The organism is Deltaproteobacteria bacterium (genome assembly GCA_016930875.1).
Classification (GTDB): domain Bacteria; phylum Desulfobacterota; class Desulfobacteria; order Desulfobacterales.
The window spans coordinates 25,211-33,014 of the sequence record JAFGFW010000125.1; the positions used below are offsets into that span (position 1 = coordinate 25,211).

The following is a 7,804-nucleotide window of genomic DNA, read 5'->3' on the forward strand; positions in this document are numbered from 1 at the left end:
ATGACACAAAGGAAGGGGTCGAAATGACAGATTGCTCAACCCCGCTTTCTGCCAAACCATCAGCCCTCTAATTTACCAGCGTTGACCCTGACACTGCCCCCCTCGTGCTGGCTACGCCTTTTTCATATAGTTGGCCGGAGGAACGTTGTCAAATCCCGCATCTTCTGGTAGCTATAAAAAATCATGACAGAACCTCCGTTACGTAATGGGTTGATCCTTGCCTCAAAGTCCCCCAGGCGCCGCGATCTTCTGAATCAGGCAGGTCTGACGTTTGCGGTGATACCGAGCGCTGTGGATGAAAGCTCTGTGCCCATGACATCGCCGGAAAAACACGTTCGACTCCTTGCCGAAGTCAAGGCAGGAGAGATTGCCGAGAGATATCCCGAAAAGTGGGTCATCGGCGCGGACACCATAGTCGTCATTCAAAACAGCGTCTTGGGCAAGCCCCGTACGAAAGACGAAGCGCGTCTTATGCTTGAGTCGCTCAGTGGCAACACACACAAGGTGCTGACCGGCTATTGCATCTGTTGCAAAGCGGCGCAACACTCCTTTTCCGAGACTGTGGAAACCAGGGTTGTGTTTAAGCCGCTGACCAAAGCGGAGATCGATTGGTACATCAATACCAATGAACCCTTTGATAAGGCTGGGGGATATGCAGCACAGGGGCTGGGGACTTTTTTGATCAAGAGGGTCGAGGGTTCCTACACCAATGTGGTGGGCCTTCCGGTATGCGAGGTGATGGATTGTTTAATAAAGGCGGGCGTGGTTCAACGCTAAGGGTTCGCGAAGAAATAAATTTGCATTTTCAGGAGTCGAGGCGCACGCATGGCAAGACGCGAGGAGGGCGAATAGCAAGCTATTTTACCGACGAGCAACGCAGCCAGGCGGGATGAATCGGCGCATCAAAATGTGAAGTTATTTTTGAGCGAGCCCTAAGGGTAAGCTGAAGGTGACAGGTTAACGGGGTGAAGCGATATGGTAATGCTTGAGATAAAAACCAGACTGAAACACGTTAAAGATCAAATCAGCAAGACTGCCGTGGCCTGTGGCCGTGACCCGGAAACGGTGAAGTTGGTCGCTGTTAGCAAAACCGTACCCACAGATCGCATTCTTGCTGCCATCAGAGCAGGTGTGACAGACCTTGGAGAAAACTACGTGCAGGAGGCAAGGGAAAAGATCGAAGCCCTCAGGGAAGAAAACGTTTCGTGGCATTTCATAGGCCACCTTCAATCCAACAAGGCAAAATATGTGGTCAGGCTCTTTGAACTGATTCATTCAATAGACAGCCTTAAACTGGCAAAGGAGTTGAACAAACGAGCCAGTGCGCTGGGCAAGGTCCAAAAGATCCTTGTCCAGGTAAACATCTCCGGCGAGGCCACCAAGTCCGGCATAGAAACAGAACAGGCCGTTCGCCTGGTGCGCGACATTGCCCCCCTGGAAAACATTTCAATTCAAGGGCTCATGACCATGCCCCCTTTCTTCAACGCCCCGGAAAAAGTGCGTCCCTATTTCAAAGCCCTCAAGAACCTGCAGGACCTGATCCGCGATGAGGCCATTGCCGATGTGCACATGACAGAACTATCCATGGGCATGAGCGGAGATTTTGCTGCCGCCATCGAAGAAGGGGCCACCCTGGTGCGCGTGGGCACAGCGATTTTTGGCGAAAGGGCCTGACTCAGACTAATCCGCCAGTATGGCATCAAGCCGTTCAAGATCGTTTATGACTCGCCAGCGTGCACTACCCTCCTCTGATCGCTTTTTCCAGTATTCAAGACGGCTCATGTATTCTCGTGGGTCGATATTGTCACTCCGAAGCTTGGTGACATTGAGCGCGACAACATTGAAACCGCGCATCTGAATGGGAAAATCACGAACATACCCTTTGGCAAGCTCTTCTTTCAAATCAGAAAAAATCAGGATGTATTTTCCCCCGGCTCCGGTCTCATTCAAATACTCCACCGCCTGCAAGACGCCGCCCGTAATATCCGTATATGGACTCCCCTTGACAGCGGAAACGAACTTGTCAATTTTGTCGCGGAAGATCCGTTTCTGCCCATTGGAAACTGACGGGCGCCTGTCAAACGTGGTTTTTGCAATGATGTCTTTTTCGCTAAAACTCGCTGTGTCAACCCTTGCTACTCCAAGGGAGTCTCCTGGCTCCAGTGTGCCAAGAAGATAGTGAACAATCGAGCACGCTTTGTTCAACTCATTTTTATATGTGCCCGAGGTGTCCATAAGCATGTACACGCCACGGCGGTGATTTTCTGCGTCAGAACAACCGGTGAGCAATCCTCCAATGAACAAAAGAACAATAATGGCAATAGATTTTTTTTTCATGTCGTCTCCTCTTGAGGATTTATCTTAGCCTGTTGTCCTCTATCATGAACAAGCTTCTCTACCCATAAGGGAGGAAAAATCAGCAAGTCGTATATGTTTACCATTAATTCACCTGAATAATCGGCGACGTTTCCAACCAACCGAAGCAAAAAGGCGATCCAGCGCAGCAGCCCTGCCAATGCGATCCCCATCACCGTTCGGGAAGAGTTTACAAAAGACTCCAGTGGTATGGCCACGAATGTCAATGCAAATGGCAGGATAAATCCCATCACCATCTGGCCGACCGTGGGTATCCAGCTACTCACCGGCTGAACCGCTTCCAGAGCAGCCAGGGATTGTCTCAAGGCCTGCATGTCAGCCGCAATCCGGTCACGCATAAAGGCCAGCGCTGACTCAACTCCTGCCAGAACCAACAGGATACTAAATGTAGTCCAGATCATTCTCACACGCATTTTGTCATCCATTGATCCGATAATAGGAAACAACTTGGTAATGCGAAGCGATTCCATGAGATAGAGCCCCATAGCAACCTCTACAAGAATGATCACCAGTGCGGCCACATTCGATGTCTTGAATTGCCCAATATAACTGCCGCCACCAACCATTTCCGACATGGGCAGGGCAATCAAATTGAAATTGATAATGGCTCCTCCAATCGCAATAAGCAGTACAAAGCCGGAGATAACAAACTGGGTCATTGCGGATGAGGATAACGTACGTTCAGCCTCGTCAGCCTGAGCTCGAATCTTTTCATATTGTTCCATCCTGCTGTCTATGACTGTCGAACGTTCCTGCAGACCGTTGATGGTTTTGCCAACTTGATCCAGGGTCTGTGTCAGTTTGCGCCAATAGGGCATCATCTTCTTTAGTAGAGTATGACGAACACCCATGCTTTTCCTGTATTCTTCCATGGCGCCTTTATATTGTTTAACGCCGGTCTTGTGGATCTCCTTCAATATGTTTGTCACTGTCGCATCACCAGTAGGGGGAATCTTGGCAATAGCCTCCACTGCATCCACCCAGGTCGGTGGAGGGGGAGGCAACTCAGCACTTTCTATGTAGTCTTCATCAATGTGAGTAATCTGATCTGCCAGAGCACGCTGTATGGCTGGATAACCACTCAGATCGCGTTTGACAACTGCATCCACCCTGTAGAACTCGCGCTCAATCAATCGCTCCACCGATTCCCTGCCGGCAGCAAGCAGAACCTGTCTATTGCGGTACGCCAGTCTTTTCTCTGCGAGCGCTACGGATCTGGAAGCCAAACGCATTCCACTACGAATAATACGGCTTAACGATCTGATGGCGCCATGTGCAGGGCAGCGAGCAAGATACAACATAACAATGGCAAGCAGTAGCCATATCAGAACGGACAACCCAGGAGAACCAGGCAAGATGATAAAAAAATCTGTCGATGACATGATACCCTCCTTTCGAATATTGCTCCTTTTTGAGAAAATATGGGCTTTTTTTCTCTCTTGCTTGTATTGCCTGTAGCCCTTTCCGCAATATACATGCCACTGTCTGTCTATATGTATACATGTCAGAGGAGGCCTGTCCAACAAATGCTTGGGTCCTGCGAATACAGGAAACACGGGGGTCATATCAATGGATGCAGGAAAACGTGCAATGCCTGCCAAGAGCGTAGGTTCAGGAAGCCCTGAACCAGGGAGAGGGATGGTATCGACACAATAATTACAATATTGAAATATGAAGCTCGCTTTCAGGCCTTCTTGATTGACACACAAGCCTCGTTTTCCTAAACTCCGGTAGCCAGAAAGGGGCTTCTTCACCATCACTTCTCAGGATCATGGAGGTATTGACATGAAAATAACCAGTCTGGATAAGATCGATAAGATAGAGGTTACAATGGAGGGCGCAAGGGACGTCTGGAAGCAGATTCCCATATCAGGAAATGACGGCTCACCCGTGTTCTCCTTTCGCGTATTTACGATTGAGGGGAAAGGCTATACGCCTTACCACACCCACCCCTTTGAACATTTGAATTACGTCATACAAGGCCATGGCACGTTAGTCGCAGAAGGCGGCGAGGAACGTGAGGTCAAGAAGGGGGATTTTGCCCTGGTCCTCCCTGATGAGAAACACCAATACAGGAACAAATCGGCAACAGAGCCACTAATCATGATCTGTGCGGTTCCCAAGGAGTTCGAATAAAAGCTAAAGCATATCCATCACTCTGACGAAAAGATGAACAGTATTTCTAACTTAATTGTATAGAAAATTGGGACCTGGGCGGTTGCTTGAAAAATCCCCCTAAATTCCCTTTAATAAAGGGGGACTTTTTAGTCCGCCGGAGGCGGATTTCCCCCCTTTGTAAAAGGGGGGTTAGGGGGGGTTTAGATGGTATTGATAAGACGACGTATCTCCTAACCGCACAGGTCAGAAAATTGCATTTCTGAGCGGCGTAGTCCCGCCGATTGCGGGACTACATGAAATCGCAAAGTGACTTCATAACCGCATCGCTCACAAACAATAATGACACCAAGAGCAAAAAAATCATTTCATCCCATCCCGTTTGGAAAATACCTGCTTTTAGATAGAATTGCCGTGGGCCGTGAGGCCGAATTCTACCTGGCCCAAAAGAGGGACGAAAAAAGCCCTGAGAAACCTATTGTCATAAAAAAAATGCTTCCCAGGCTCACCTCAGAAGAGGGCTTGATCAAAACCTTCATCAACGAAGCCAAGCTTGCCGCTTTCCTGGAACATCGGAACATCATTAAAACCTATGATTTCGGAACCATTGAGGGCGCTTATTTTGTTGCCATGGAATATCTCTTTGGCAAGAGTCTTCGAGCCATAGACAGTATGTCGAAGCAAAAAGAGCGACGAATTAGCCTGGGAAATGCCCTTCATGTTGCGGCCCAGATTTGCAGCGGACTTGATTACGCCCACAAATTGAAAGACCCTCAGGGAAACAATGGCTGCATCATTCACAGAAATATTTGTCCTGATAGCGTTTTCGTAACTTACAACGGTCGGATAAAGCTCACAGATTTCAGCGTTTCCACCAACGGCAGCCGCGACGACAAATCCCAGATGGATATCATGAAAGGCAAGTTGGCCTACATGTCTCCGCAACAGGTCGATGGAAAAACCATCGACCACCGCTCTGACATCTTTTCCACAGGAATTCTCCTGTATGAAATGGTCACAGGCAAGAAGATGTTTGATGGAGAAACCATGCAGGTCTTTTCCAGGGTACGGCAAGCAAGATTTGACCCACCGGAAAGCATTGTTGATTGCCAATACCCCAAAGTCTATGAAATCATCAATCGGGCGCTTGAGAAAAAGCCGGAAAAACGTTACCAGTCCGCTGGAGAAATGCTTGCCGACCTGAAGAAAGTTACCATGGCCATCCCCTCCCAGCCAACCGCCGCGGATCTTGCCGAGTATATGAAAGGCCTTTTTGAGGAAAGGATGGGCGCTGACAAACTCGCTAACAAGCGGGCTGCACAGATCACCGTTATCGACGTATCAACCGAGCAAACCGGTCTTGAAGAATCCCCCCGTAAAAAAGCCGCACAGACCGATTCTCCAGCGACATCGCAAGGGGAAATCGATACTGAGGAACCTCCTGGTCATCCCGCTGCACAGAAAGAGCCGGTGGAGCTGTCAGCAAAGGAGGCCGGGCTTGAAGAACTCTCTGATCAAGAGGCTGCAAAGACCTCTTCCATTGGGCCACCGGTAGCCAAGATTCATGCTCGCCAACCCACTGATCGACCGGCTGCACCGGCCGCTCCAGTAAAGCCATCAACAGATGAGGCCAGCCCTGTTGAAGAACCCCGTCGTCAGGAGACCGCACAGAGCCATTCCGCGGGACTATCAAACAAGGTGACGAATGTCGAAAATATCCCTGAGCAGAACCTTCAAGAGATAGATTCCGGACGGCAGGCGCAACCGGTAAGAGGCAGCCTTGATCCAGATCTTAAGGATAAAACCCAAGCAAAGGCCCACATTATGCCTGCAGAAGGACGACCGAAGAAAGGAAACGCCAAAGCCTTTTGGTATGCAGCCCTTGCAGCACCCCTTGTCGTCATCTGTGCGGTTTCTGTCTGGCTGTTCTGGAGAGAGCCAGACACGATGCGGCTAACGGCTGTTGAGTCAAGCAAACTGGAGGCAGCCATTGAAGCGCTTGAAGCAGAGCGATTTGTCGAGGCAATCACCCTGCTTGAAGAAGTCATGGCTGGCAACCCCACGATGATCAACGTGGTTTCGGCCCCGTACTCGCGTGCTCTGCAGGGTCGAGCTTCCGGACTTATCGACGCTGACCCTCACGAGGCCAAAGCTCTGCTCCTAAAAGCTGTGGAGTTGGATCAGGGCAGTGCAAAGGGGCTATCCCAACTGGGTCTCATCTATCTCCAGGAAAAGGACTACACCAAGGCCATTCAGGCATATAAAAAGGCGGCCGACCTGGACTCCCAGTTTGCTGAGACTTTCTTCAATCTTGGATATCTTTATGCTATCACCAAACATTATGCCAAGGCAGAGGGGATGTACGGACGTGTGGTTGAACTGGCGCCATCTTTTGTTGATGAGGCGCTCTTCAATCTCGCAGTGGTCCAGAAGCGGCTGGACAAACGGGCCGAGTGCATTAAGAATCTGAAGCGGGCGATAAAGCTTAATCCTAAGAACAAGCAGGCAAAACGATATCTCAAGTCGTTGAAGGGCACATAGGTGAAGACTCGATGAAGATCAATAGCAGACGAATCATTCGAACGGATCTGGTGTGGATTATTCTGATCTTGCCGTTTATCGGTTGTGCGAGCTTGAGCAGGACCTCCCAGGAGGGAGTGGCCGACGAATCCCAGCAAGTATCGTCAACAGATGATAAATCAACGACTCAAGCGCTCCCGGAAGAGGTCAAACCGACTACTCCTGAAGCAGAGCCAGCTCAACAACAATCGAAGTATCTGGTGCACAAGGTCAGATGGCCGGGTGAAACGCTGTCGGTTATTTCTCAGTGGTATACAGGAAAAGCGAGAAACTGGAAGATCCTGGCCGACACCAATCCCAAGCTCAACCCTAATAGGATTTTTAGGGGAAATGAAATTCGTATTCCTGATGACTTGTTGAAAAAACGAGAACCGATGCCAAAACGATTCGTTGCCAGGTTTGCTCAGAAATCGAAAAAAAAGATATCCACTTCAAGGCCTTCACCCACACCCAACGAAGAGGAAGATTTCACCCTTTTCGGCCCCAAAGGAATGCCCGAGTAGAGAATCCGACCCCGGAAGACGTAGCTTTGATCTGTCCGCCAAAAGCAGACTACAACAGGCTATCTCTTTGCCACCCCATGCACCCAAATCAGCGACCACCGGTAGAACTGGTGGTATGAGGAAGGCCCCTAAAAGGGGCCTGAACCCTCGTTCATTCTTTTTGACAGGATGAACAGGATCTCAAGGATTTGGTTTTTAATTTCTCCCTTCCCAGATGGAAGGTAGAAAAC

Annotated in this window: 7 protein-coding genes; 5 read left to right on the top strand and 2 right to left on the bottom strand. The window is 49.6% G+C overall.

Annotated features, from left to right (window positions below):
- The first annotated feature begins 183 nt into the window (after positions 1 to 183).
- Together maf and JW883_11340 are read left to right on the top strand one after the other, a co-directional pair.
- Positions 184 to 777: a septum formation inhibitor Maf gene (maf, locus tag JW883_11335; GenBank protein ID MBN1842858.1), complete on the top strand. Its 594-nt coding sequence runs from the start codon at positions 184 to 186 to the stop codon at positions 775 to 777.
- Positions 778 to 981: 204 nt separating this feature from the next.
- Positions 982 to 1,674 carry a YggS family pyridoxal phosphate-dependent enzyme gene (locus tag JW883_11340; GenBank protein MBN1842859.1) on the top strand — a complete coding sequence of 231 codons (693 nt, stop codon included), beginning with the start codon at positions 982 to 984 and terminating at the stop codon, positions 1,672 to 1,674.
- A 6-nt stretch (positions 1,675 to 1,680) separates the two neighbouring features.
- Here JW883_11340 and JW883_11345 read toward each other — a convergent pair whose 3' ends face one another.
- A complete protein-coding gene (locus tag JW883_11345) occupies positions 1,681 to 2,304 on the bottom strand; it encodes a VWA domain-containing protein (GenBank protein MBN1842860.1) in 624 nt (207 codons plus the stop codon).
- A 29-nt stretch (positions 2,305 to 2,333) separates the two neighbouring features.
- The gene (locus JW883_11350) at positions 2,334 to 3,758 is read right to left on the bottom strand and encodes a hypothetical protein (GenBank protein MBN1842861.1); all 1,425 of its coding nucleotides are present in this window, start codon (positions 3,756 to 3,758) and stop codon (positions 2,334 to 2,336) included.
- A 403-nt stretch (positions 3,759 to 4,161) separates the two neighbouring features.
- On the opposite strand from JW883_11350, the gene JW883_11355 reads away from it, so the two are divergent.
- The 3 genes from JW883_11355 to JW883_11365 all read left to right on the top strand — a co-directional run bounded on the left by JW883_11355 (position 4,162) and on the right by JW883_11365 (position 7,574).
- The gene (locus JW883_11355) at positions 4,162 to 4,512 is read left to right on the top strand and encodes a cupin domain-containing protein (protein ID MBN1842862.1); all 351 of its coding nucleotides are present in this window, start codon (positions 4,162 to 4,164) and stop codon (positions 4,510 to 4,512) included.
- Positions 4,513 to 4,833: 321 nt separating this feature from the next.
- On the top strand, positions 4,834 to 7,032 hold the full coding sequence (locus JW883_11360; protein MBN1842863.1) for a protein kinase: 2,199 nt from the start codon (positions 4,834 to 4,836) through the stop codon (positions 7,030 to 7,032).
- Between the two features lie 11 nt (positions 7,033 to 7,043).
- Positions 7,044 to 7,574 carry a LysM peptidoglycan-binding domain-containing protein gene (locus tag JW883_11365; GenBank protein ID MBN1842864.1) on the top strand — a complete coding sequence of 177 codons (531 nt, stop codon included), beginning with the start codon at positions 7,044 to 7,046 and terminating at the stop codon, positions 7,572 to 7,574.
- Positions 7,575 to 7,804: the final 230 nt, after the last annotated feature.